At 68.9% G+C, this 25,349-nt stretch carries 20 protein-coding genes and 1 pseudogene; 10 read left to right on the forward strand and 11 right to left on the reverse strand.

Annotation, left to right across the window (positions count from 1 at the left end; all coding sequences use genetic code 11):
- Positions 1-14: 14 nt before the first annotated feature.
- The 7 genes from ACTJKF_RS19560 to ACTJKF_RS19590 form a co-directional block, all read right to left on the reverse strand.
- Complete coding sequence (locus ACTJKF_RS19560) at positions 15-1,214, reverse strand: MFS transporter (RefSeq protein ID WP_440625300.1); 1,200 nt, start codon at positions 1,212-1,214, stop codon at positions 15-17.
- 259 nt (positions 1,215-1,473) lie between these two features.
- Positions 1,474-2,298, reverse strand: a complete 825-nt coding sequence (locus ACTJKF_RS19565) for a phosphodiesterase (RefSeq protein ID WP_440625301.1) — start codon at positions 2,296-2,298, stop codon at positions 1,474-1,476.
- A 38-nt stretch (positions 2,299-2,336) separates the two neighbouring features.
- Positions 2,337-3,368 carry an ABC transporter ATP-binding protein gene (locus ACTJKF_RS19570; RefSeq protein ID WP_440625304.1) on the reverse strand — a complete coding sequence of 344 codons (1,032 nt, stop codon included), beginning with the start codon at positions 3,366-3,368 and terminating at the stop codon, positions 2,337-2,339.
- Between the two features lie 24 nt (positions 3,369-3,392).
- Complete coding sequence (locus tag ACTJKF_RS19575; protein WP_440625306.1) at positions 3,393-4,289, reverse strand: ABC transporter permease; 897 nt, start codon at positions 4,287-4,289, stop codon at positions 3,393-3,395.
- A gap of 10 nt (positions 4,290-4,299) precedes the next feature.
- Positions 4,300-5,124: an ABC transporter permease gene (locus ACTJKF_RS19580; RefSeq protein ID WP_440625308.1), complete on the reverse strand. Its 825-nt coding sequence runs from the start codon at positions 5,122-5,124 to the stop codon at positions 4,300-4,302.
- 16 nt (positions 5,125-5,140) lie between these two features.
- Positions 5,141-6,169: an ABC transporter substrate-binding protein gene (locus tag ACTJKF_RS19585; RefSeq protein WP_440625310.1), complete on the reverse strand. Its 1,029-nt coding sequence runs from the start codon at positions 6,167-6,169 to the stop codon at positions 5,141-5,143.
- A 64-nt stretch (positions 6,170-6,233) separates the two neighbouring features.
- The gene (locus ACTJKF_RS19590; RefSeq protein ID WP_440625312.1) at positions 6,234-7,259 is read right to left on the reverse strand and encodes a LacI family DNA-binding transcriptional regulator; all 1,026 of its coding nucleotides are present in this window, start codon (positions 7,257-7,259) and stop codon (positions 6,234-6,236) included.
- Positions 7,260-8,207: 948 nt separating this feature from the next.
- Between ACTJKF_RS19590 and ACTJKF_RS19595 the strand changes: the two genes are divergently transcribed.
- The 9 genes and pseudogenes from ACTJKF_RS19595 to ACTJKF_RS19635 all read left to right on the forward strand — a co-directional run bounded on the left by ACTJKF_RS19595 (position 8,208) and on the right by ACTJKF_RS19635 (position 18,639).
- Entirely contained in the window at positions 8,208-8,834 is a 627-nt protein-coding gene (locus tag ACTJKF_RS19595) for a flavin reductase family protein (RefSeq protein WP_440625314.1), read from the forward strand.
- Positions 8,835-9,239: 405 nt separating this feature from the next.
- On the forward strand, positions 9,240-10,472 hold the full coding sequence (locus tag ACTJKF_RS19600; protein WP_440625315.1) for a 3-methyl-2-oxobutanoate dehydrogenase (2-methylpropanoyl-transferring) subunit alpha: 1,233 nt from the start codon (positions 9,240-9,242) through the stop codon (positions 10,470-10,472).
- A gap of 2 nt (positions 10,473-10,474) precedes the next feature.
- On the forward strand, positions 10,475-11,518 hold the full coding sequence (locus tag ACTJKF_RS19605) for an alpha-ketoacid dehydrogenase subunit beta (protein WP_440625317.1): 1,044 nt from the start codon (positions 10,475-10,477) through the stop codon (positions 11,516-11,518).
- Between the two features lies 1 nt (position 11,519).
- The gene (locus ACTJKF_RS19610; protein ID WP_440625318.1) at positions 11,520-12,842 is read left to right on the forward strand and encodes a dihydrolipoamide acetyltransferase family protein; all 1,323 of its coding nucleotides are present in this window, start codon (positions 11,520-11,522) and stop codon (positions 12,840-12,842) included.
- Positions 12,843-12,847: 5 nt separating this feature from the next.
- Entirely contained in the window at positions 12,848-14,242 is a 1,395-nt protein-coding gene (gene lpdA, locus ACTJKF_RS19615; RefSeq protein ID WP_440625320.1) for a dihydrolipoyl dehydrogenase, read from the forward strand.
- A gap of 266 nt (positions 14,243-14,508) precedes the next feature.
- The gene (locus tag ACTJKF_RS19620; protein WP_440625322.1) at positions 14,509-15,138 is read left to right on the forward strand and encodes an NAD-dependent epimerase/dehydratase family protein; all 630 of its coding nucleotides are present in this window, start codon (positions 14,509-14,511) and stop codon (positions 15,136-15,138) included.
- Positions 15,139-15,324: 186 nt separating this feature from the next.
- A pseudogene (locus ACTJKF_RS19625) lies at positions 15,325-15,579 on the forward strand (DUF159 family protein); the annotation flags it as partial.
- Positions 15,580-15,973: 394 nt separating this feature from the next.
- A complete protein-coding gene (locus ACTJKF_RS19630; RefSeq protein ID WP_440625324.1) occupies positions 15,974-17,404 on the forward strand; it encodes a purine-cytosine permease family protein in 1,431 nt (476 codons plus the stop codon).
- 164 nt (positions 17,405-17,568) lie between these two features.
- The gene (locus ACTJKF_RS19635; protein ID WP_440625326.1) at positions 17,569-18,639 is read left to right on the forward strand and encodes a porin; all 1,071 of its coding nucleotides are present in this window, start codon (positions 17,569-17,571) and stop codon (positions 18,637-18,639) included.
- A gap of 119 nt (positions 18,640-18,758) precedes the next feature.
- Here ACTJKF_RS19635 and ACTJKF_RS19640 read toward each other — a convergent pair whose 3' ends face one another.
- On the reverse strand, positions 18,759-19,964 hold the full coding sequence (locus ACTJKF_RS19640) for an MFS transporter (RefSeq protein ID WP_440625328.1): 1,206 nt from the start codon (positions 19,962-19,964) through the stop codon (positions 18,759-18,761).
- Positions 19,965-20,754: 790 nt separating this feature from the next.
- Complete coding sequence (locus ACTJKF_RS19645) at positions 20,755-21,666, reverse strand: LysR family transcriptional regulator (protein WP_440625330.1); 912 nt, start codon at positions 21,664-21,666, stop codon at positions 20,755-20,757.
- Between the two features lie 202 nt (positions 21,667-21,868).
- On the opposite strand from ACTJKF_RS19645, the gene ACTJKF_RS19650 reads away from it, so the two are divergent.
- Entirely contained in the window at positions 21,869-22,789 is a 921-nt protein-coding gene (locus ACTJKF_RS19650) for a pyridoxal-phosphate dependent enzyme (protein WP_440625332.1), read from the forward strand.
- 320 nt (positions 22,790-23,109) lie between these two features.
- Here ACTJKF_RS19650 and ACTJKF_RS19655 read toward each other — a convergent pair whose 3' ends face one another.
- Positions 23,110-24,219 (reverse strand): DUF2242 domain-containing protein, encoded by a 1,110-nt coding sequence (locus tag ACTJKF_RS19655; protein WP_440625333.1) that lies wholly within the window; start codon positions 24,217-24,219, stop codon positions 23,110-23,112.
- Between the two features lie 149 nt (positions 24,220-24,368).
- Entirely contained in the window at positions 24,369-25,262 is an 894-nt protein-coding gene (locus ACTJKF_RS19660) for a LysR family transcriptional regulator (RefSeq protein WP_440625335.1), read from the reverse strand.
- Positions 25,263-25,349 lie beyond the last annotated feature (87 nt).

Genomic DNA, 25,349 nt, shown 5'->3' on the forward strand with positions numbered 1-25,349 from the left:
GCGCCCGGCCGTGCTCAGCCGTGCCGGGTGCCGCGATGGTGGAACCAGCCGGCGAGCGCGGTAAACAGCAGGCCGGCCGCGCACAAGCCGGTCCAGCCGAACGCGCGCCATGCGACGACACCGACCGATGAGCCGAGCGCGCCGCCGATGAAGTAGCACACCATGTACACGGTGTTCACGCGGCTGCGCGCCTCGGGCTTCAGCGCGTAGATGCGCGACTGGTTCGAGATCTGCGCGGCCTGCACGCCGACATCCAGCACGATCACGCCGATCACGAGCCCGACGAGGCTTTTTCCCGACAGCGCAAAAATCACGAACGACGCCGCCAGCAACGCGATCGCGAGCGAGATGATCGCGCGCGGGCCGCGCTTGTCCGCGAAACGGCCCGCGTAAGGCGCGGCCAGCGCGCCGGCCGCACCGACGATCCCGAACAGGCCGGCGGCCTGCGGGCCGAGATGGAACGGCGCGCCGGCGAGCAGCAGCGTGAGCACCGGCCAGAACGCGCTGAACGCGGCGAACAGCGCGGCGCCCGTCAGCGACGCCTCGCGCAGCCCGCGCAATTCGACCGCCAGGTGCCACATCGAGCCGAGCAGCTTGCCGTACGGCAGCGTCGACGTCGGCGAGCTGCGCGGCAGTCGCAGCACGATCACCGCGGCCAGCGCGACGAGCGCCGCGACCGACGCGCCGAACACCGCCCGCCAGCCGAAATATTCGGCCACGAAGCCGGCTGCCGTGCGGGCGAGCAGGATCCCGATCAGCAGACCGCTCATCACGGTGCCGACCGCATGCCCGCGCTCGGCCGGCGGCGCGATCTCGGCCGCGAACGGCACGGCCTGCTGCGCGATCGTCGCGAGCACGCCGATCGCGAGGCTCGCCGCGGCGAGCACCGCCAGTGTGGGCGCCGTCGCGGCGACGATCAGCGCGATCGACAGGCCTGCGATCTGCATCAGGATCAGGCCGCGGCGATCGAAACGGTCGCCGAGCGGCGCCAGCAGGAACATCCCGGCCGCATAGCCGAGCTGTGTCGCGGTCGGCACCGCGCCGATCCACGACGCACCGTCGGGAAAGGCCGAGCGGAAGCTGTCGAGCAGCGGCTGGTTGTAATAGATGTTCGCGACCGACACGCCGGCGATCGTCGCGAGCAGCAACAGCAGGCTGCGCGAGTAGTGGGGCGAGGCGGTGTCGGTCGGACGGTCGGTGGGGGCGGCGGGCATGGCGGCAACGGAACGGAATTGGACGGCGTGGCGCGCGGCGCAGCGGCGTTGTGCTGGCGGCCGGGCGCCGATCGAGGGTGCCGATCATACCGGAGCACCGTGAATCCTGCCGGGCGGGGAGCCGGATGGCCGGGCAGTCAGGCGGCCGGCCGGCGCACTCGCGGCATGACGGGCCGCGAGCGACCGCTATTGGCGCGCTCAGCACGCGACGCGCCACGGCTGGCCGCAGCCGCCCGTCATGCGCACGCGATGCGCGCCGTCAGTCGACCAGCTCGCCGCTCGGCTCGTAGAACGGATAAGGCCCGTCGCCTTCGTCCACATACACGTGGTGGGACGTCATCCCCATGTCCGGCGTATGGACGTGCACCGCGAACGCGGGCGGCTCGAGCCGGAACGCGGACGGCCCGTCCGCGCGCAGGTCGAACGCGACCTGATGGGCGGGCGCCGGCACGGCCGACGCAAGCGTGCCGCCGAAGCGCGTGAACATCGTCCGGTGTACGTGGCCGCACAGCACGCGTTCGACGTTCGGATAGCCGCGCAGCAGCGCATCGAGTTTCGCGGCGGCGGCGGGCGCGAGGCGCAGCGCGTCCATGTGTCCGATCCCGGACGTGAACGGCGGGTGATGCAGCGCGACGATCACCGGCCGCTCGCCCGCGGCCTCGAGCTGAGCGGCGAGCCACGCGAGCCGCGCATCGCACAGGTCGCCGCCGCTCGTGCCGGGCACCTGCGAATCGAGCGCGAGCACGCGCACGGCGCCGACGTCGAGCGCGTACTGCACGAACTCGCCGTCGTGCAATTCGGGGCGATCGGCGAACGCGCGGCGCAGCCCCGCACGGTCGTCGTGATTGCCGACCATCAGGTAATACGGAATCTCGAGCGGCGCGAGCAGTTCGCGCAGATGGCGGTATTCGTCGTCGTGGCCGAAGTCGGTCAGGTCGCCGGTGACGAGCACCGCGTCCGGCCGCGGCACCAGCGCGTTCAGCTTCGCGATGCAGCGCGCGAGCGCGGCGGCCGTGTCGACGCGCCGGTACGCGAGCTGGCCCGGACGCTTGATGTGGAGATCGCTGATTTGAGCAAGCAGCATCGTCGTTCCTCGGAGTGTCTGGCTATCGTGGGGCGCTATTACGCGGCGAGTGCGATCAGGCCTTCCGCCGCGATCGCGATGCCGACCGCCGTGCCGCGTGCGAGCTCGATGCGGCCCGGCACGTCGATCACGAGCGCGTCGGGCGCCGCCTGCTCGATCGTGAGCCGCGTGCGCTCGCCGAGGAACGCGCACGCGCCGATCGCGCCGCGCAGCGGCGCATGCGCGGGATCGGCGAGCCGTGCGTCCTCCGGGCGGAAGAACCATTCGTCGGCGGCGTGCGGCGTGACGATCGAACCGCCGGTCGTCACGAGCGCGCCGTCACGCCATTGTCCCGCAAGCCGGTTCAGCGTGCCGATGAACTGCGCGACCGTGCGGTTCGCCGGCCGGTAGTAGATGTCGCGCGGCGTGCCGATCTGCTCGATGCGGCCCGCGCCCATCACGACGATCCGGTCGCCGAGCTCCATGGCCTCGGCCTGGTCGTGCGTCACGTACACGGTCGTCACGCCGAGCTCGCGCAACAGCGCGTTCATCTCGCGGCGCAGCACGTCGCGCAGCTTCGCGTCGAGCGCGGTCAGCGGCTCGTCGAGCAGCAGCACGCGCGGGCGCACCGCGAGCGCGCGCGCCAGCGCGACCCGCTGGCGCTGGCCGCCCGACAGCTGATCGACCGGTTTGTCCGCATGCGCGTCGAGCCGCATCATCGCCAGCAGTTCGTCGACGCGCTCGCGCAGCGCGCGCGGCTCGGTCTTGCGGATCTTCAGCCCATAGCCGACGTTGCCGCGCACCGTCAGGTTCGGGAACAGCGCGTAGTTCTGGAACACCATGCCGACCTGGCGGCGCTCGATCGGAAGCGCGGTCACGTCGTCGGTGCCGAACGCGATCGTGCCGCCGGCATCCGGCGTATCGAGGCCGGCGATCAGGCGCAGCGTCGTCGTCTTGCCGCAGCCCGACGGGCCGAGCAGGACGAGCGTCTCGCCCGCGCCGATCGACAGGTCGAGCGGTTCGAGCACGCGCGTGCCGCGGAACGTCTTCGCGCAGCGGGTCAGGGTGATGGGTGTGGAATCGAGTTTCATGGGGGCGATAATTTTTGCGCGGGATCAGCGCGCGCGGCGCTTCACCGCGCGCGTGCCGGACGGATCGACGCCGAGCCACTGCATCGCGACGAGCAGCGGCAGCGTCATCAGCAGGAACACGATCGTGTACGCGCTGCCGACTTCGAGCCGCAGCGATGCGTAGGTATCGGCGAGGCCGACGGGCAGCGTCTTGGTATCGGGCGTATGCAGCATCCACGTCAGGTTGAATTCGCCGATCGACAGCGTGAGCACCGCGAGCGCGCCCGCGACGATGCCGGGGCGCAGGTTCGGCAGCACGATCGTGACGAAACGCGTGACGAACGACGCGCCGAGGCTCGCCGCGCCTTCCTCGAGCGTGCGCAGGTCGGCACCGGCCGCAACCGCCGCGACCGCGCGCACCATGAACGGCAGCGTGAACACGACGTGGCCGACGACGATGAACCACAGGCTCATCCGGAACGCGATGAAGCCGCCGTACACGACCAGCAGCGCGAGCGCCGACGCGAGGCCCGGCAGCGCGACCGGCAGCACGAGCGCTTCCTCGATCACGCGCGCGACGCGGCTCTTGCTGCGCGCGAGCGCATAGCCGGCCGGCACGCCGACGGCGAGCACGATCGCGAGCGTCGCGAACGCGACGCCGAGCGACAGCGCGACCGAGCCCTGGTATTGCTGCCACACCTGTTCGAGCCAGCGCAGCGTGAGGCCGCTCGACAAGCCGCGGAAATAGTTGACGGTGAGGCCCGCGAGCACCGACATCACCACGGGCACGATCAGGAACGCGCACAGCAGCAGCGTGACGCCCCATTGCAGCGCGGCGATCGCGCGCGCGCCCGACACGCGCGGCGCGCGCCGGGCGGCGCCGTTCGCATGCGATGGAGCGGGCGCCGGCGACGGCGCGGACGAACCGGAAAGCGATTGCATGAAGGGATCCTCAGGCCGCGGCGGCGGCGGTGTGGCCGGTGAACCGGCGCGCGAGCGCGAGCACGGCCCACGTGACGATGCCGAGCACGATCGACAGGCCGGCCGCCGTCGCGATGTTCGCGTTCAGCGTGAACTCGGTGTAGATCGTCATCGGCAGCACGTTCAGGTCGGTGGCGAGCGTGAACGCCGTGCCGAACGCGCCCATCGCGGTCGCGAAGCAGATCGCGCCGGCCGCGATCAGGCCCGGCGCGAGCGCCGGCAGCACGATGTCGACGAAGATGCGCCACGGCGATGCGCCGAGCGAGCGCGCGGCTTCCTCGAGCGACGCATCGAGCTTCGACGCGGCCGCGATCACGGTGACGATCACGCGCGGAATCGAGAAGTACAGGTACCCGACGAACAGCCCGGCCACCGAATACGCGAACACCCACTTGTCGCCGGTCAGCTTCGCGGACAGCATCCCGATCAGCCCCTGCCGTCCGGCGAGCATGATCACCATGAAGCCGACCACGACCCCCGGAAACGCGAGCGGAAAGGTGAGCAGCGCGAGCAGCACGCGCTTGCCCGCGAACTCGCGGCGCGCGAGCAGCAGGCCGGAGATCGTCGACAGCGCGAGCGTCGCGAGCGTGACGCCGGCCGACAGCGCGACCGTTTCACCGAGGCTTTTCATGTAGCGTGCATTGCCGAGCAGCGCCGCGTATTGCGTGTAGAACGCGCCGTCGGCGGACACCTGCACGAGTGAAACCATCGGCAGCAGCCAGAACGCGGCGAACACCGCGAGCGCCGGCGCGACGAGGGCGACGCGCCAGCGCAGCGGGAAAGTCAGGTCGAGCATGGCTTGGGTCAGGCGCTTATTGCATCACCTGCAGGTATTGCAGGCCGAACGCTTGCTGGCCGGCCGCCATCTTGCCGAAGTCGACCGATTTCGCGCGCGCGTATTCGCTCGCCGGCAGGAACTTCGCGGCGACGTCCGCGCCGAGCGCCTGCGCGCGCACCGGACGCAGGTAGGCATTGGCCCACAGCTTCTGGCCTTCGTCGGACAGCACGAAATCGAGCACCTTCTTGCCGTTCGCATCGTGCGGCGCACCCTTCACGAGGCTCATCACGTACGGCACCGCGATCGTGCCTTCCTTCGGAATCACGAACTCGACGTTCGCGTGATCCTTGTACTTCGCGCGATACGCGTCGAAGTCGTAGTCGAGCAGGATCGGAATCTCGCCCGACAGCACGCGGGCATATGCGGTCTGCTTCGGCACGATCGGTGCGTTCGCCTTCAGCTTGCGGAACCAGTCGAGCGCCGGCTTGAAGTTGTCGAGGCTGCCGCCGAGCGCCTGGTTGACGGCGACCGCGCCCGCATAGCCGACGAACGCGCTCGACGGATCGAGGTAGCCGACCATGCCCTTGTATTCAGGCTTCAGCAGATCGGCCCACGAGCGCGGCACCGGCTTGCCGTCGAGCGCGTCCTTGTTCACGAAGAAGCCGAGCGTGCCCGAATGGATCGCGAACCAGTAGCCTTGCGGGTCCTTCAGGTTCGCGGGGATGTCGTTCCAGTGCGTGGGCTTGTACGGCGCGATCACGCCCTTGTCCTTCGCCTGGAACGCCGACGACACGCCGAGATAGACGACGTCGGCGACCGGGCTCTTCTGTTCGGCGATCAGCTGCGCGATCGCCTGGCCCGAGTTCTTGTTGTCGAACGGCACGCGGATGCCGGTCTTCTGCTTGATCGCCGCGATTTGCGCGGCCCAGTCCGCCCATTCGGGCGGGCAGTTGTAGCAGATCGCGGTTTCGTCGGCATGGGCCGCGGGGGCGAACGCGACGAGCGCGGCGCAGGCGAGCGGTGCTGCGAGCACGCGCAGCAGCGAGGTCAGGCGAAAGGACACGGTGGGTCTCCGGGCGGGGTAGGGGAAGTTCGCCGCGCCGCGCACGACGGCGCGGCGCGCGCGTTCAGACTTGGCGCAACTGCAGGTCGGCGGCCGGCGCCGCGACCGTCGCGCCGTCGCGCACCGTATGCGGCAGGATCAGCGACGTGCGCTCGATCGTCGTGCCGCCGATGCATTCGACGAGGCGGCGCCATGCATGGCGGCCGATGTCACGGTTCGGCGTCGCGACGCTCGCGAGCGGCGGCGCGAGCAGTTCGCCGATCGCGATGCCGTCGAAGCCGAGCACCGACAGGTCGTCGGGAATCGAGAAGCCCGCGCGGCGCAGGCCGCGCATCACGACCATCGCGAGCAGGTCGTTGCTGCAGAACAGGGCGGTCGGGCGCGTGGCCTGCGCCGTGAGGTGCGCGAGCACCGCGTCGGGCAGCTCGGTCGCGTTGAAGTCGACTTCGACCGGCGGCAGCGTCGCGACGCCGGCTTCCTCGAGCGCCTGCGCGTAGCCGAGATGACGCTGGCGTGCGCGATCCGAGGCGGCGAGCGAGCCGGCCAGCATCAGCACGCGGCGATGGCCGCGCGCGGTCAGCAGACGGACGCCGTCGTACGCGGCGCTGCGATTGTCGACCGACACCGACGGGCGGCGTTGCGTGTCGTTGTGCATCAGCACGTAGTGCGGGCCGTCGCGGTCGAGCATGTCGAGCAGCGGATGCGTGTCCGCATCGGCGACGGTCAGGATCAGCCCTTCGACGCGCTGCTCGCGCAGCGTCTCGATCGCGTGACGCTCGCGCGCCGCGTCGTATTCGGTCGTCATCAGGATCAGCTTGAAGCCGGCCGCGGTCGCGAGTTCGTCGATGCCTTGCAGACAGTCGGCGAACACCGGGTTCGACAGCGTCGGCAAGACCACGCCGATCAGGCGCGTGCGCTCGCCACGCAACTGCCGGCCGAGCGGACTCGGGCGGAACTGCAATGTGTCGATGGCGGTGCGGATCGTCGCCAGCGTGGCGGGGCTGACGGTATGCGGTGCGTTGATCGCGCGCGAGACGGTGGCGATCGAGAAGCCGGCGAGCGCGGCGACGTCCTTGATGGTCGGGGGCATGGTGTTCCGCGATGTAAACGTTTTCGGCCGGCAAATTATCGAAAACGTTTGTGACTTCGCGATGACGCCCGAGACGTCTGTTTCGCCAGAAAGCACGATACAAACATCAGACGTTTGACGCCCGGAGAGCGGGGCGGATTCGATTGTATCGGCGGATGCTGCGCTGCGGGATGAAATCGGTGGCGGTGTCGCGCGGAAGTCGAATACCGATATGAATTCGCGCGAAGACGGTGTAGGCAGGCATGCTGCATCGCGAGGTACTGCGCGTGAATCAGTGAGCGCACGCACAAGCAATGGTAGAATCGCGTCCGCCCTTTTGCCGGGGTGATGAAATTGGTAAACATAGCGGACTTAAACGATTGAGTGCCCGGCCGGAAACGGTCGGTGCAGAACCCTTCAAATTCGGTGAAACCCCTGATGCGCGACGCGCGTCGAGGCAACGCCGAGCCAAGCCTCGCGGCACGGCCACGGCTACCGCGAGGAAGGTGTAGAGACTAGACGGGGGGCGCCTAAGGCGCACGGGCGGTGATCACGCCCGCGCGCGACGGCGAAGGCATAGTCCAGCGCACGAACGGCGTCGTTTCCACGACGTCGACTTCGAAAGAAGCAGTGTGACGAAAATCCGCCGCCTTAATTGGCTTGCCGGTTCAAGTCCGGTCCCCGGCACCATCGATCGCATCGACGCGATTCGAACAAGGTCTGAGAAAAACCCGCGAGAACTGAAGCGCTCGCGGGTTTTTTGTTGCGCGATGAGTCGATGAATGGGTTCGCCATGACGGGATGGATTCCTGGCCGGCGCCGCCAAGGAGCATGGCCCGCATCACTGCGACGAACACAACGCCATGTGATACTGGCACGCACGCCGCACCGGACGCCTTCGCCATCCTCGCCAAGGGCGCGCCCGGCGATCGTTTCCAACGCATTTCGCCTCCCGCAACAGCACCCGCCATGACCGACTCGACCCATCACTATTACGAACCGTCGCAAGGCCACGGCCTGCCGCACGACCCATTGAACGCGATCATCGGCCCGCGCCCGATTGGCTGGATCTCATCGCGCGGCAGCGACGGCACGCTCAACCTCGCGCCATACAGCTTCTTCAACGCGTTCAACTATCGCCCGCCGATCATCGGCTTTTCGAGCATCGCCGCGAAGGACAGCCTGCGCAACGTGCAGGAGACCGGCGAGTTCGTCTGGAACCTCGCGACGCGCGATCTCGCCGAGCGGATGAACCAGACTTGCGCGGCCGTGCCGTACGACGTGAACGAGTTCGAACTCGGCGGCCTGACCGCGACTGCGTCGCGTCTCGTCAACGTGCCGCGCGTCGCGGAAAGCGGCGTGAACTTCGAGTGCAAGGTGACCGACGTGATCCGGCTGCGCGATCATCGCGGCGTCGAGACGCCGGCCACGCTGGTGCTGGGTGAGGTCATCGCCGTCCATATCCGCCATGACCTGTTGAAGGACGGCATCTTCGACACGTTCGGCGCGGGCATCATTCTTCGTGCGGGCGGCCCGTCGGCCTACGCGCACGTGACGCCCGACAGCCGCTTCGACATCTTCCGCCCCGACGCGTGATCGATCGCGCGCCGGCGTAAGCCGGCAACCGGGCACTGCACTGCCCGTACCCGAAGAGGCCCCGCGGAGATCCAGGATGTCCCGGGGTCTTTTGCTTCATCCCCTCACGTGACCGGCACGCGCCGATCCGTTCGTCCGCGCGACCCGAGCGCCACCGGCCGGGCGATGGCGCAGCGCCGCAAACACGTCCTTCGCCGACCGCGCCGGCCGCGCTCATGCGTCGCCTAAATCCGCCATGGCAAATCTGCTCACGACGAACGAGCGGGTTGGTCATCGACGTTCCGCGTCACAGGGCATAGATTTCCAAGGTTGGCGTGCTTATCCGTGCGCCCGCCCGCGCGTGAGTCGGAAACCGGCCGCGCGTTTTTATCAGCGTGAGACACAATCGAGCGTGGAGACGACACGATGAGCCTGTCAGAGCCATTGCGTCTGCATGTGCCGGAGCCCACCGGGCGTCCGGGCTGCAAGACGGATTTTTCCTATCTGCATCTATCGCCGGCCGGCGCGGTTCGCCGCCCGCCGATCGACGTTGCGCCGGCGGACACCGCCCATCTCGCCCGCAGCCTCGTGCGCGTGCTCGACGACCACGGCGAAGCCGTCGGCCCGTGGGCACCCGATCTCGACGATGCGCGCCTGATCGCCGGGCTGCGCGCGATGCTCAAGACCCGCATCTTCGACGCACGCATGATGATCGCGCAGCGTCAGAAGAAAATCTCGTTCTACATGTTGAGCCTCGGCGAAGAGGCGATCGGCGCCGCGCATGCGATGGCGCTGCGTCGCGGCGACATGTGCTTCCCGACCTACCGCCAGCAAAGCATCCTGATCGCGCGCGACGTGCCGCTCGAACGGATGATCTGCCAGCTGATGTCGAACGAAGGCGACCCGCTGAAGGGCCGTCAGCTCCCGGTGATGTACTCGGACCGCGAAGCCGGCTTCTTCTCGATTTCCGGCAATCTCGCGACGCAGTTCATCCAGGCGGTCGGCTGGGCGATGGCGTCGGCGATCAAGGGCGACACGAAGATCGCCTCCGCATGGATCGGCGACGGCGCGACCGCGGAAGCCGACTTCCACACCGCGCTGACGTTTGCGCACGTGTATCGCGCACCGGTCGTGCTGAACGTCGTCAACAACCAGTGGGCGATCTCGACGTTCCAGGCGATCGCGGGCGGCGAGGGCACGACCTTCGCCGGGCGCGGCGTCGGCTGCGGCATCGCGTCGCTGCGCGTCGACGGCAACGACTTCCTCGCGATCTACGCGGCATCGACCTGGGCGGCCGAACGTGCGCGCCGCAATCTCGGCCCGACGCTGATCGAGTGGGTGACCTACCGCGCCGGTGCGCACTCGACGTCGGACGATCCGACGAAGTACCGGCCGGCCGATGACTGGGCCCACTTCCCGCTCGGCGATCCGATCGCCCGCTTCAAGCAGCACCTGATCGCGAAAGGCATCTGGTCGGACAGCGCGCACGACGCACTCACGGCCGAGCTCGAAGCCGAGGTGATCGCCGCGCAGAAGGAAGCGGAGAAGTTCGGGACGCTGGCCGACGACCGGATTCCGTCGCCGGCGTCGATGTTCGACGACGTGTACAAGGAGCTGCCCGCGCACCTGCGCCGCCAGCGCCAGGAACTGGGAGCGTGACCATGGCCCGACATGAAACGACGACGGCATCGGCGCAGCCGATGACGATGATCCAGGCGCTGCGCTCCGCGATGGACGTGATGCTCGAGCGCGACGGCGACGTGGTGGTGTTCGGGCAGGACGTCGGCTATTTCGGCGGCGTGTTCCGTTGCACCGAAGGGCTGCAGGCCAAGTACGGCAAATCGCGCGTGTTCGACGCGCCGATCTCGGAAGGCGGGATCGTCGGCGCGGCGGTCGGGATGGGTGCATACGGCTTGCGGCCCGTCTGCGAGATCCAGTTCGCGGACTACTTCTACCCGGCGTCCGACCAGATCGTGTCGGAAGGCGCGCGGCTGCGCTATCGCTCGGCGGGCCAGTTCACCGCGCCGATGACGATCCGCATGCCCTGCGGCGGCGGCATCTACGGCGGCCAGACGCACAGCCAGAGCCCGGAGGCGATGTTCACGCAGGTCTGCGGATTGCGCACGGTGATGCCGTCGAATCCGTATGACGCGAAAGGGCTGCTGATCGCCTCGATCGAAAACGACGACCCGGTGATCTTCCTCGAGCCGAAGCGCCTGTACAACGGGCCGTTCGACGGCCATCACGAGCGTCCGGTCACGTCGTGGCTCAAGCATCCGGGCAGCGCGGTGCCGGAAGGCTATTACACGATCCCGCTCGATACGGCCGCCGTGGCGCGTCCCGGCAACGACGTGACGGTGCTGACGTACGGCACGACCGTCCACGTGTCGCTGGCTGCCGCCGAGGAAACCGGCATCGATGCGGAAGTGATCGACCTGCGCACGCTGTGGCCGGTCGATCTGGACACGATCGTCGCGTCGGTGCGCAAGACCGGCCGCTGCGTGGTGGTGCACGAAGCGACGCGCACGTGCGGCTATGGCGCGGAACTGGTGTCGCTCGTCCAGGAGCATTGCTTCTACCACCTGGAAGCACCGGTCGAGCGGACGACGGGCTGGGACACGCCGTATCCGCACGCGCAGGAATGGGCGTATTTCCCCGGCCCGGCCCGGGTTGGCGAAGCGTTGCGACGCGTGATGGAGGCCTGAGATGGGGATTCATGTCATCAAGATGCCGGATATCGGCGAAGGGATTGCCGAGGTCGAACTGGTGGCCTGGCATGTGCAGCCGGGGCAGACGATCGCTGAAGACCAGCCGCTCGCCGATGTGATGACCGACAAGGCGGCGGTGGAGATTCCGTCGCCGGTGGCGGGCAAGGTGCTGGAGCTCGGCGGCCGGATCGGCGAGATGATGGCGGTCGGCAGCGAGCTGATTCGTCTCGAAGTCGACGGCGACGGCAACCTGAAGCCGGGTGCGAAGGCGCGCGACGCGGGCACGGAGGCGGCGCCGCGTCCGGCGGCCGACGCGCCTGCCAAGTCAGCCAGCGCAACCGGATCGTCCGAAGCGCACGCGTCGACGAAGACGCAGCGTCACGCCGCTGATCGCGCACCGGCCGAGCCGCGTCGCGCGGAACACGCGGCGCTCGCGCCGGGCGAACGGCCGCTCGCGTCGCCGGCGGTGCGCCAGCGCGCGTGGGACATGGGCATCGAGCTGCGCTACGTGCGCGGCACCGGCGATGCCGGGCGGATCCTGCATGCGGACCTCGATGCGTATGCGCGCACGGGCGGCGGCGGTGCGGCACGCGCATCGCAGGCGCGCGGCTACGACGAGCGCAACGATGAAACCGAAGTACCGGTGATCGGCCTGCGGCGCGCGATCGCGCGCAAGATGCAGGAAGCGAAGCGCCGCATTCCGCACTTCAGCTACGTCGAGGAGATCGACGTCACCGAGCTCGACGCGCTGCGCACGGAGCTGAACCGGCGTTACGGCGACACGCGCGGCCGGCTCACGCCGCTGCCGCTGCTGATCCGCGCGATGGTGATCGCGCTGCGCGACTTCCCGCAGATCAATGCGCGCTACGACGACGAGGCGGGCGTCGTCACGCAATACGGTGCAGTGCACATGGGCGTGGCGACGCAGACGGACGGCGGCCTCACGGTGCCGGTGCTGCGTCATGCGGAAGCGCGCGACGTCTGGTCGATCTCGGCCGAAATCGCGCGGCTCGCCGACGCGGTGCGCGCGAACCGCGCGCAGCGCGACGAGCTGAGCGGCTCGACGATCACGATCTCGAGCCTCGGTGCGCTCGGCGGCATCGTGTCGACGCCGGTCATCAACCATCCGGAAGTCGGCATCGTCGGCGTGAACCGGATCGTCGAGCGGCCGATGATCCGCGACGGCGCCGTCGTCGCGCGCAAGATGATGAACCTCTCGTCGTCGTTCGACCATCGCGTGGTCGACGGCGCGGATGCGGCCGAATTCATCCAGGCCGTGCGCGGGGTGCTCGAGCGCCCGGCAATGCTGTTCGTGGAGTGAGGGCAATGGCGAACGAACACACCACATTGCTCGTGATCGGCGGCGGTCCGGGCGGCTACGTCGCGGCGATTCGTGCGGGGCAACTCGGCATTCCGACGGTGCTCGTCGAGCGCGAACGGCTCGGCGGCACGTGCCTGAACATCGGCTGCATTCCGTCGAAGGCACTGATCCATGTCGCGGACGCATTCGAGCAGGCGTGCGGGCAGGCCGGCGAGGGGATGCTCGGGATTCGCGTGCACACGCCGCAGATCGACATCGCGAAAAGCGTCGCGTGGAAGGACGGTATCGTCGAGCGGCTCACGCGCGGCGTCGGCGCATTGCTGAAGAAACACGGCGTGCGCGTGCTGCATGGCGACGCACGCGTGATCGACGGCAAGACGGTCGACGTCGTCGTCGCCGGCGGCGACACGACCCGCATCGCCTGCGAGCACCTGTTGCTCGCGACGGGTTCGGAACCGGTCGCGCTACCGTCGATGCCGTTCGGCGAGCATGTCATCTCGTCGACCGAGGCGCTGTCGCCCGCGTCGTTGCCGACGCGGCTGGTCGTCGTCGGCGCGGGGTACATCGGGCTCGAACTCGGGATCGTCTATCGCAAGCTCGGCGTCGACGTCAGCATCGTCGAAGCGGCGGAGCGCGTGCTGCCCGCGTACGACGCCGAACTCGCGAAGCCGGTCGCCGATTCGCTCGCGCGGCTCGGCGTCGGACTATGGCTGGGTCACAAGGTGCTGGGCCTCGCGAGCGACGGCGCGGTGCGCGTGCAGGCACCCGACGGCGCGGAGAAGACGCTGCCGGCCGACCGCGTGCTGGTCGCGGTCGGCCGCCGGCCGCGCGTCGACGGCTTCGGGCTCGATTCGCTGCCGCTCGATCGCAACGGTCGCGCGTTGCGGATCGACGACGAATGCCGGACGTCGATGCGCAACGTGTGGGCGATCGGCGACGTCGCCGGCGAACCGATGCTCGCGCATCGCGCGATGGCGCAGGGCGAGATGGTAGCCGAGCTGATCGCGGGCCGGCGCCGCAAGTTCACGCCCGCATCGATTCCGGCCGTGTGCTTCACCGATCCCGAGATCGTCACGTCCGGCTGGTCGCCCGACGATGCGAAGGCGGCCGGTGTCGACTGCATCAGCGCATCGTTCCCGTTCGCGGCGAACGGGCGCGCGATGACGCTGCAGGCGACCGACGGTTTCGTGCGCGTCGTTGCCCGGCGCGACACGCACCTGATCGTCGGCTGGCAGGCGGTCGGGCGCGGCGTGTCGGAGCTGGCCGCGGCGTTCTCGCAGTCGCTCGAGATGGGCGCACGGCTCGAGGACATCGGCGGCACGATCCACGCGCATCCGACACTCGGCGAAGCGATGCAGGAGGCCGCGTTGCGCGCGCTGGGGCATGCGCTGCACGTGTGATCCCACGCCGGCATCCCTGCGTGAACGAAGCCCCGCTACGGCGGGGCTTCGTATTTGTGCCGGCAGCGGGTGATGACTTCGGGATGCGGAGCGGGCCGCGGGTCGCGGTTGACCGTCCGGCGCGAACCGTTCATCGTGTCGATATCCAGTCCGGATCACTGGCCGCACACCGGCGGGTTCATCGCGGCGCGAGCGGGCGAAGCCCGGCGTGCGTGCGGCTTTTGCTCCCGGCCCGCCAATGCAGGCTTCATACGGAAATACCGCAGATGAAACTGTTGCTCGTCGGCGCGACCGGGCTCGTCGGGCGCCACGTCCTCGAAGTCGCGCTGGCCGATGCGCGGGTGGGGCAGGTCGTCGTCATCGCGCGCCGGCCGTTGTCGCCGCATCCGAAGATGCGCGCGCTGGAGGTGGACTTCGACCGTCTGCCCGAGTCCGCCGACTGGTGGCGGGCCGATGCGGTGATCTGCACGCTCGGCACGACGATGCGAGTCGCGGGCTCGCAGGCCGCATTCCGGCGCGTCGATCACGACTATCCGCTCGCCGTCGCGCGTCTCGCGCACCGCGCCGGCACGCCGACCTACGTGCTGAATTCCGCGCTCGGCGCGGATCCGGCGTCGCGCATCTTCTACAACCGGGTGAAGGGCGAGCTCGAACAGGCGCTGGCCGCAGTCGGGTTTGCGTCGCTCACGTGCGTGCGGCCTGGCCTGATCGGCGGCAGCCGCGACGAATTCAGGTGCGGCGAGCGGATGCTGGTGCTCGCATTGACCGCCGCCAAACCCGTGTTGCCGCTGAAGTGGCGCGTGAATCCCGCGCCGCGTATCGCCCGTGCGCTGCTCGATGCCGCGCTCGATGCGCGCCCGGGCGTGCATGTCGTTGGATCGGACCGGCTCGCCTGAACCGGAACGGGCGACACGCCACCGTCGCTGGCCGGCGTGACGACCGCGCTGGAAGTCATCCGCCTGTCTTGCCTGTACGCGCCGCGCCGCAAGACTGTTTCGTCATACCAAACGATGGTGGCAACGTGGCGTGCATGCTGAGCTACGATGAAGACATCGCGTCCCTCGCCTGCCGAACCCCGAGTCGTGTGCACCCACTACCGCGCCCCCGATGAAGACCCGGGCATCAGCGAACTGAGAATCGGCATCGGCGACCTGTTTCGCCGCGAGCCCTGGCAGCCCGATGTCTATCCCGACTACGCGGCGCCGATCGCGCGTGCCGACGGCGACGGCCTCGCGGTCGTCAGCGCGGTGTTCGGCTTCTGGCCGAAGTTCATGCAACCCGAGCGCCTTGACGAACACGGCCGCAAACGAAAGAAGCTCGATACGGTGAACGCGCGCGACGTCGAGGTCGCGCGTCGCTTGCTGATTCTCCTTCCCGCCGGCGCCCTGGTCGCCGCCCCCGATCAGGCGGCGCCCGCCGGCACCTGAGCTTTCATTTTTCCTGCGCGCAACCGGCGCCGCGGCGGGGCGGACGCGTCCCGTCAGCTCGGACGTTTTCGAAAAGTGCCGGATTCCGGGTAATCACCGATATCACCCAAGTTGTATATACAAGATCATCCGCTGGCAATGTCGGCACACGTCGTGCCGGTTGCGCGCCAGCGTGCAGACCATGCGTGCGTGGCGCATGCCGGCGATCCACGGCGCACCGCACCCGACGAGCCGAAAGGGCGGCTCGGCACGTTTTCGTCTCGTCCCAACCATTTGTGATCCTCAGTATCTTGGAGATTTTCCCGTGTCTACGAATCCCAGTGGGAAAGCCGGCGGCCTGATCGAGGTACGCTCGATCGATTTCATTCCCGACGCCGAACGCCACGGCGGACTGTTGAGCCAGTTCACGCTGTGGCTGTCGGCGAACATGCAGATCACGGCCATCGTCACGGGGGCGCTGGCGGTCGTGCTCGGCGGCGACGTGTTCTGGTCGCTGGTCGCGCTGCTGCTCGGCCAGCTCGTCGGCGGCACCGTGATGGCGCTGCACGGCGCGCAAGGGCCGCAGCTCGGGCTGCCGCAGATGATCTCGAGCCGCGTGCAGTTCGGCGTGTACGGCGCGATGATCCCGATCGTGCTCGTGTGCCTGATGTACATCGGCTTTTCCGCCAGCGGCTCGGTGCTGGCCGGGCAGGCCGTCGCGCAACTGCTGCACGTCGACGACGCGGCCGGCATCCTGCTGTTCGCCGCCGTGATCGTCGTGCTGACGGTGTTCGGCTATCGCGCGATCCACTTCGTCGGCCGGATCGCGAGCGTGGTCGGCCTCATCGCGTTCGTCTACATGTTCACGCAGCTGTTCGCGAACCACGACGTCGGCGCGCTGCTCGCGAACAAGCATTTCTCGCTCGCGAGCTTCCTGCTGTCGATGTCGCTGTCGGCATCGTGGCAGATCGCGTTCGGCCCGTACGTCGCCGACTATTCGCGCTACCTGCCGCGCTCGACGTCGTCGGTCGCCACGTTCCTCGCGGTCGGCCTCGGCTCGGTGCTCGGCGCGCAGGCGGCGATGGTGTTCGGCGTGTTCGCGGCCGCACTCGCCGGTGCGCAGTTCGCGCACCACGAAGTGTCGTATATCGTCGGCCTCGGCTCGACGGGCGCCGTGGCCGCACTGCTGTACTTCAGCATCGCGTTCGGCAAGGTGACGGTGACCGCGCTCAACGCGTACGGCAGCTTCATGTCGATGGCGACGATCGTCAGCGGGTTCCGCGGCAAGGGCGCGGTGTCGTCGAAGAGCCGTCTCGCCTACATCTTCGGGATGATCTGCGTGTCGACGCTGATCGCGCTCGCCGGCCGCCATTCGTTCCTGAAGGAATTCACCGCGTTCATCCTGTTCCTGCTCGCGTTCTTTACGCCGTGGAGCGCGATCAACCTGGTCGACTACTACTGCTTCACGCGTTCGCGCTACGACGTGCCGGCGCTGTCCGATCCCGACGGCCGCTATGGCCGCTGGAACGTGATGGCGATCACGATCTACGTGGTCGGCATCCTGGTGCAGTTCCCCTTCATGTCGACGCACATCTATACCGGCCCGCTCGTCGACGCGCTCGGCGGCACCGACATCTCGTGGATCCTCGGCCTCGTCGTGCCGGCGGTGCTGTATTACATCGGCGCGCGCGCGTCGCGGCGCAGCATCCCCGAGCGCCTGATCCTGCCGCTCGAACGCGGCGAGGTTCAGCACTGACGCGCCGCGTCTTCCGCCGGGCCGGCGAGCAGCCGGCCTGAGCGGCCCCGCGCGCCGAACCCGGCGCGCCGGCAGCCCCGCTGCACATCACTTTCGTTATCTGCGATGCCGGCATGGCAGACCACCGTGCCCGGCATCGTTCCATTCTCTTTCAATCGAATAGTATGACTAAGCAAATGAACGCACGAGGGCATCGTTCCCGGGCGCGAACGGCGCATGCCGGTCTTCGCATGGCCGTCGCGGCCGCATGCCTGGGCGGCTCGGGTGCCGCGCTCGCACAGGACGGCGTCACGTTGTACGGCGTGATCGACGAATTCGCGCAGTACGTGAATACCGGCGACGGCTATACGGCGGCGATCGGCTCGGGCGGCCAGTGGGGCAGCCGGTTCGGGATGAAGGGCGGCGAGGACATCGGCGGCGGACAGAAGATCGAATTCGCGCTCGAGAACGGCTTCAACCCGAACGACGGCTCGCTCGCGAGCTCGGGCAGCCTATTCAACCGGCAGGCGTGGGTCGGCATCGCGGGGACGTGGGGCAAGGTGCGCGCGGGCCGCCAGAATTCGCCGCTGTTCAACGACCAGGGCGGGCAGGATGCGTTCGGCGGCGTCACGCAGGCGTCCGGCATGGACAACCTGACCGTGTTCGCGTTCCGCACGAGCAATACGCTGTCGTACCAGAGCCCCGAGATCGCCGGTTTCCAGGCCGGGCTCTACTTCGGGTTCGGCGACGCGGGCGGCGTGCGTTCGGCCGGCTCCAGCCAGCAGTTCGACGTGACCTACGAGCACGGGCCGTTCGCGGCGTTCGTCGCGGGCCAGTGGCTGAAGAACACGACGGCGAGCACGACCGATCGCACGATCATGGCCGGCGCATCGTACGAGATCGGCAAGGCGACCGTGTACGGCGGCTTCTCCGCGGTGAAGTGGGCCGACCTCGGAATCGATTCGCGCGTGTACGGGCTGTCGGTCAAGTATCAGCTCAACCCGGCGAACTACGTCGCGCTCGGCTATGCGTACCTGCACGACCAGGCGTCGCAAGGCGACAACGCCGACCAGTTCGGGTTGATGTACGAATACGACCTGTCGAAGCGCACGAGCTTCTATGGCGCGCTGTCGTACCTGCGCAACCGCAACCAGGCCGGCTACACGCTCGCCGGTGCGGCGAATCCGGGCCTGCCGCTCGCGTATCCGGGCGCGAACGCGCGCGGCGTGCAACTCGGCATCGTGCATCGTTTCTGACGGTGTATCGGCGCCGGCCTTGCGGGCTGCGGCAAACGAGAACGCCCGCGTCGAAATCCCGACGCGGGCGTTTTTCAATGTCGGAGCCGGGTAGCGGCGCCGTGCGCGTCGCGGGGTGCTTACGCGTTCGTGGCGGCCGCTGCGCGGAAGCGTTGCACGACCTGCAGTGCGACCAGGGCGAGCCCGGCCGCGGCGATCAGCCCGCCGACGAGCGGCACGGCCGCGTAGCCGAAGCCGGCCGAGATCGCTGCGCCGCCGGCTGCCGCGCCGACCGCGTTGCCGAGGTTGAACGCGCCGATGTTGACGGCCGATGCGAGGCCCGGTGCTTCATGGGCGGCGCGCATCACGCGCATCTGCAGCGGCGGGACCACCGCGAACGTCGCGACACCCCAGACCAGCAGCGTGACCGCGGCGCCGGCGTGCGTGCTGGCGAGCAGCGGGAATGCGGCCATCGTCACGATCAGCAGCACCAGGAAGCCGATCAGCGTGCCGTCGAGCGAGCGGTCGGCGAGACGGCCGCCGGCGATGTTGCCGATCGAGAAGCCGACGCCGATCAGCACGAGCATCGCGGTCACGAAGCCGGGTGTCGCACCGGTCAGGTGTTCGAGCGTCGGGGCGACATACGTGTACAGCGTGAACATCGCGCCGGCGCCGAGCACCGTGGTCCCGAGCGCGCCGAGCACGACCGGGCGCGTCAGCACCGACAGCTCGGCACGCAGGTTCGGCATCGTGCCGGCCTTGCCCTTGGGCAGCGCGGCGAACAGGCCGGCAATGGCGATCAGGCCGAGGCCCGCGGTTGCCGCGAACGACATGCGCCAGCCGATCATCTGGCCAAGCCAGGTCGCGGCCGGCACGCCGCCGACGTTCGCGATCGTGAGGCCCATGAACATCGTCGCGACCGCGCTGGCCTGCTTGTCGCGCGGCACGAGGCTGGCCGCGACCACCGAGCCCAGCCCGAAGAACGCGCCGTGGTTGAGGCTCGTGACGAGCCGGGCGAGCAGCAGCGTCGTGTAGTCCGGCGCGACGGCCGACAGCAGGTTGCCGATCGTGAAGATCGACATCAGCGCGATCAGCGCCGAGCGGCGCGACCAGCGCGCGAGCAGCAGCGTCATCAGCGGCGCGCCGGCCATCACGCCGATCGCATACGCGCTGATCAGCATGCCGGCCTTCGGAATCGAGACGTGCACGCCGTCGGCGATGACCGGCAGCAGGCCCATCGGCGAGAACTCGGTCGTACCGATGCCGAACGCTCCGGCGGCGAGCGCCAGCAGCGGCAGCGCGGCGCTGCCGTCCGGGCGGGAAGCGGAAGAGGTCGTGGTGTTCACGCGATGGGCTCCTGTAAGCATGGGGCAACGGCACCGGGCCGTTATGGACAGGGTGAAGTGTGCCCGCATGACTTTTGCGGAAAAAGCCGCGTTCGAGCGAAATTATCTTGATTTCATGTCAACAATGCGGGGCTGGCGCGGCGTGCGTGCACGGTCCGTGGGGCAGGACTTTCGGCGATTCGCCGGCCGGCAGCCGGCTCGGCGCACGACCGAATTCGTTTGCGGCGAATGGTTTTTGTCACCGGGAAGCGCGCGGCGTTCGGCGCCGCGGGCGGGATCCGGTCGCGCGTTAGGTTCGATGGATGGCCTGATTTCAACGTGACGCGGCCGTCAGACGGTGACGGGCCAAGGCGAGCCCTGACGGGCCGGACGGGTGGCGCGCACCATCACCGGGCCGGTCGCGGCGCGCGTGCCCGACCTTTCCCGCAAACCCCTTACCAGGGCGGCTCACGGCCAAAAAAAGCCCCGGTCACAGGGGGACCGTGACCGGGGCGGAAACGCATCCTCTCTTTGGCACGAGGGTTGGATGCGGGCGCAGTATATTTCGGGGCATAACATTTCGAAATGACGTTAAACGGCCGTTTTTGGTGTCAATTTAAAATTGTCGGCGTCGCGGCGTCGGTTGTCGTCGATTTCAAAGACTGTTCCTCCGTTCGAGCGGACGTGTGGTGCCCGATGGCAGCGGGGCCGAAGATCGTGCGACGCCGTCGTGCAGCCGGTCCAGATCCATGGTTGGGCGATGCCGCGAAATCTGCCGCCGGCGCGCGGGTCGCGCACCGCGGATGGCCGGTCAGCCCGCGCGGCCGGTCGCGTCGCGCACGGCCTCGATAAACCGTGCGACGACGGGGGAGGCCGGCTTGGCCGCGCCGTCGAACACGAACTCGATGTCGAAGCGGCTCGCGAGTTCGTCGAGCGCGACGAGCCGGACCGTGCGCGGGCACGTCGGCGACGCGCTTTCCGGCACGAATGCGCAGCCCATGCCGGCCGCGACGAGACCGATCAGCGTCGGGATGTCGCTGCCGGCCTGCGCGATGCGCGGCGTGAAGCCAGCCCGATCGCACTGCGCCATCAGGAAGCGGTGGTGTGCGGCGGAGCGCTGCGCGTCGAACCACACGAACGGCTCGTGCGCGACGTCGGCGAGCGTGCGCGGCGGGTGGAAGCGGCCGCCGGGCGGCGCGGGCATCGCCAGCACGAAGCGGTCGCTCAGCAGCCGCACGCCCGACAGATGCGGCGCCTCGTCGCGGCGCCACGCCATGATCCCGCCGTCGAGCTGGCCGCGCATGAGCGCGGCCGCTTGTTCCGCCGACAGCATCGGCGCAATCGACAGCTTCACGTCCGGGCACACGTCGCGAAACGCCTTGAGGACGTTCGCGACGACCGGCAGCGGCAGGCAGTTCGGCAGCGCACCGAGCCGCAGTTCGCCAAGCTGGCCGGCCGCACTGCGCAACGCGCGTTCACGGCTGTCCTGCAGCGTCGCGAGCAGCCCGGTCGCGTCCTGCAGGAAGCTCGCGCCGGCCGCCGTGAGCGTGACGCCCGTCGCGCGGCGGATCAGCAGCGGTGTGCCGATCGCATCCTCGAGCTCGCGGATCTGCCGCGACAGCGCGGGCTGGACGATCCCGGCCGCGCGGGCGCCAGCCATCACGCTGCCGGCTTGTGCAACCGCCACGAAGTAACGCAGGTGACGCAGTTCGATCTGACGCATGCGGCGAAGGCTCCGGTTTCCGATTCGATGGGTATGCCCTGCAAGCATAGCAACGATCATTCGATGGTATTGGAAAGCATGGCTGGCGTGCCGTACGATGGTTGTCGTTGTCGTTGTCGTTGTCGTTGTCGTTGTCGTTGCCGTTGCCGTGCCTGATGCCGGGCCGCGTGCGTTCCCTCCGTCCTCATCCGTGTCCCGCACCATGCCGCTTCATATCCCGACCCCCTATATCCGTTCGCAGATCGCGTCGCGCCGCCTCGGCACGAATATCTGGTTGAAGCTCGACGCGCTGCAGCCGTCCGGTTCGTTCAAGTTGCGCGGCATCGGGGCGGTGTGCGAGGCGCGCCATGCGGGCGGCGCGCGCCGCTTCGTGTCGTCGTCGGGCGGCAATGCGGGCATCGCGGTCGCGTATTGCGGTCGCCAGCTCGGCGTGCCGGTGTGCGTCGTCGTGCCGGAGAGCGCGTCGGCCCGCGCACGCGAACTGATTCGCGTCGAGGGCGCGGAGGTGGTCGTGCACGGCGCGAGCTGGGCCGAGGCGAATGCGTACGCGCTGTCGGCCATCGGTGCGGACGACGCGTTTGTGCATCCGTTCGACGACCCCGTGTTGTGGCAAGGGCACGCGACGATGATCGACGAAATGGCGGCGAGCGGCCCGAAGCCCGACGCGGTCGTGCTCGCGGTCGGCGGCGGCGGCCTGCTGTGCGGCGTGCTCGAGGGCCTCGCGCGTAACGGCTGGCACGACGTGCCGGTCGTCGCGGTCGAGACGGCGGGCGCGGACAGCTACGCGCGCTCGGTCGCGCAGGGGCATCCGGTCGAATTGCCGGCGATCACGAGCATCGCGACGTCGCTGGGTGCGAAGCGGCCGTGCGACGCGGCGGTCGAATGGGCGACGCGGCATGCGATCCATCCGGTCGTCGTATCCGATGCGCAGGCGGTGGCCGCATCGCTGCGGTTTCTGGACGAACAGCGGATCGTCGTCGAGCCGGCGTGCGGTGCCGCGCTGGCCGCGCTCGAACAGGCGGTGCCGGTGCTTGCGTCTGCGTCGGACGTCGCGGTGATCGTGTGCGGCGGCGTGACGGCGACGGTCGAGCAGTTGCAGACGCTGAACGCGACGTTGCGGTAGGGCGTCGAGTCATCCGGCGCGGTGCGGCCGCGCGGGGGATGGAATGCGGCTCCGCCACTCGTCATTGCGGGTGACGGGGGCGCTGCCGACCGCCGAACGGGCGAGGCGGATCCGCGGCCAGGGCGCGATCGCGCGCGCCCGCCAACGCAATCCGGAATCTGCGTGGCCTGTCGCGATGGCGGGTCCCCAGGCGCGGGTCATGTCACGGCGCGCGTGCAGCCGGTGGCCGACTGTGCGGCCATCGCGTTGGAGGAAGACGGGGGAAAGGGGTATATCGCGCGCCGCACGCGATGCACGCACGGCGCGGAGGACGGTCGCGGTCAGTTCGCGGCCGGTGCGCTGGCCCCGGCCGGTGCGGACGAAGCGGCGGGATCGGCGGAGGCAGGCGCGGATGCCTTGTCTGCCGACGTCGGAGCGGCATTCGAGGGCGCAGGTGCGGAGGCCGCCGACGCCGGCGTTGCGCTGGCGGGTGTCACGGGCGCCGATGCGGCCGGCGCCGAAGCCGAAGCCGGGATCGATGCCGAAGCCGGGACCGGCGCCGAAGCTGCCGTTGGCGCGGACGCGGGCGTCGATGTCGAGGCCGGCACCGCAGCCAAAGCCGGTGCCGAAGCGGGCGTTGGAACCGAAGCCGCCGTACCCGTCCCCGATACACTCCCCCGCATCGCTCCCGGCGCGACCACGGCCGGTGTTCCGGCGGGCCCGCCCGGCACGACGACCGCGCCTGGCGCCGGCGCGACGCTCGGCACGGAAAGCGGTACCGGCGCGGCCGGCGGCGTCGGCACGACCGGCGTCGTCATCTTGAGCGGCTCGCCCTGCGGCGTCGGCGCGGGTTCGGGCAGCGGCGCGACGTGCTCCTTCTCCGCCGCCTTCACGGTCGCACGATCGCGGCGGGCCGGATCGATCTTCAGGAAATGCTCGACGAGATTGAAGAAGCGCTCGTAGAACACGCCGGCGGGAATCGTCTCGCTCGCGGTCTTCACGAGTGCGTCGTCGCTCGACCCGATCGGCAGCGATAGCGAACCGAACACGCTGAGCCCGACGCTCGCCGACGTATTCGACTTCTTCAGCGTGTAGCGATCCTGCACCGCGTTCACATAGGCGATGCTCGACGAGCCGTCGGCATTCGCGTCCGCGCACACGACGTGAAATTCGATCACGACGTGCATGTCGTTGCTTGGCTGGAAATTCTTGCTGCCGTCCACCGAATCGTTGCGCGACGACGAGACGACATAGCCCTGGCTCAGCAGCGCGCGCCGCGCGGCCTCGCAGGACGCGTCGGATTTCGAGTGGAACGTGTGTGCATACGGGCTGCTCGTCGCGTCGAATTGTTCCTGCTGATAGATCGGCTTGGGCGGCGACGAGCACGCCGCCAGCACGGTCGCGGCCGCGAGCGCGCACGAAACGGAAAACAGGCGAAATCGGTTGTGCATGGCGTCTTTCAAAAGGCTCGGCGAGATGCTGCGCGGCGGCGGTGGGCGCCGCGTACGCAGGCCGCGCAACGGCGGTGCCGGTGCAATGCGCATCGGCAATCTCGTATGGCCGGGGCGTCATTATAGTTTCGTTTGATGTCGCGCTTGCTTTAGCCGGCCGGCGCCGGCCGCGCGGCCGCGAGCAATTGCGACGCCAGCGGGTGGTGTTCGCCGCGCCGCGAGCGGATCGCATGGATCTCCTCGGTCACGTCGCCGGCCCGGCCGAGCCGGCGCAGCCCGCGCAGCAGCGACGCGTCGTTTGCGCCGAGTTCGCTGAGCGGAAACACGCCGAGGCCGCGTGCCGCGAACACGGCCATCAACGCGCTGTCCTCGAATTCGCCCGCGATGCGCGGCACGATGCGTTCGCGTTCGAACCACCGGTCCAGACGCGCGCGTAGCGCCGAATGGGCGGTCGGCAGCAGCACCGGCAACTCGGCGAGGCACTGCGGAAAGCGCTGTCGCGCGGTCGGCGCGACGAGCGCCGCGGGCCCGTACCAGTCGACCGGCGAGGCGACGAGCCGTTCGCTCGTCACGCGCAGGTTCGACCCCGACGGCGCGCCCTGGCCGGCCAGCACCAGATCGAGGTGATGCAGCGCCAGTTCCGCGAGCAGCGCGTCGTGCTCGCCTTCGTGGCACAGCAGCCGCAGCGTGGGCGTGTCGAGCACCGGGGCCAGGATCGCATGCGCGGCGAGCTTCGAGATGCCGTCGGCGAGGCCGACCGCGAGCCGCACGGTGGGCTGGCTGGCCGCGGCGCGCACCTCGTCGGGAATCAGCCGGCCCATCTCGAAGATGACCTCCGCACGCGCATACGCGGCCTGCCCGGCATCGGTCATCGCGACGCCGCGCCCGGTCGGGCGCAGCAACTGGTGACCGAGCGACTTCTCGAGTTCGCGCACCTGGGCGCTGATCGTCTGTACGGCCATGTCGAGCCGTTCCGCCGCGCGCGCGAAGCCGCCTTCCTTCACGACGACCCAGAAATAGTACAGATGTCGGAAATTGAGCATCGGATCAACGTTTCGTAAAAACCGAACTAAAGATCAGATTCTCTCTGATTTTTTCGAAGTCGTGGGGTGCCTATCATCAGGCTTTCC

This window comes from Burkholderia sp. 22313, from assembly GCF_052045245.1.
GTDB lineage: Bacteria > Pseudomonadota > Gammaproteobacteria > Burkholderiales > Burkholderiaceae > Burkholderia.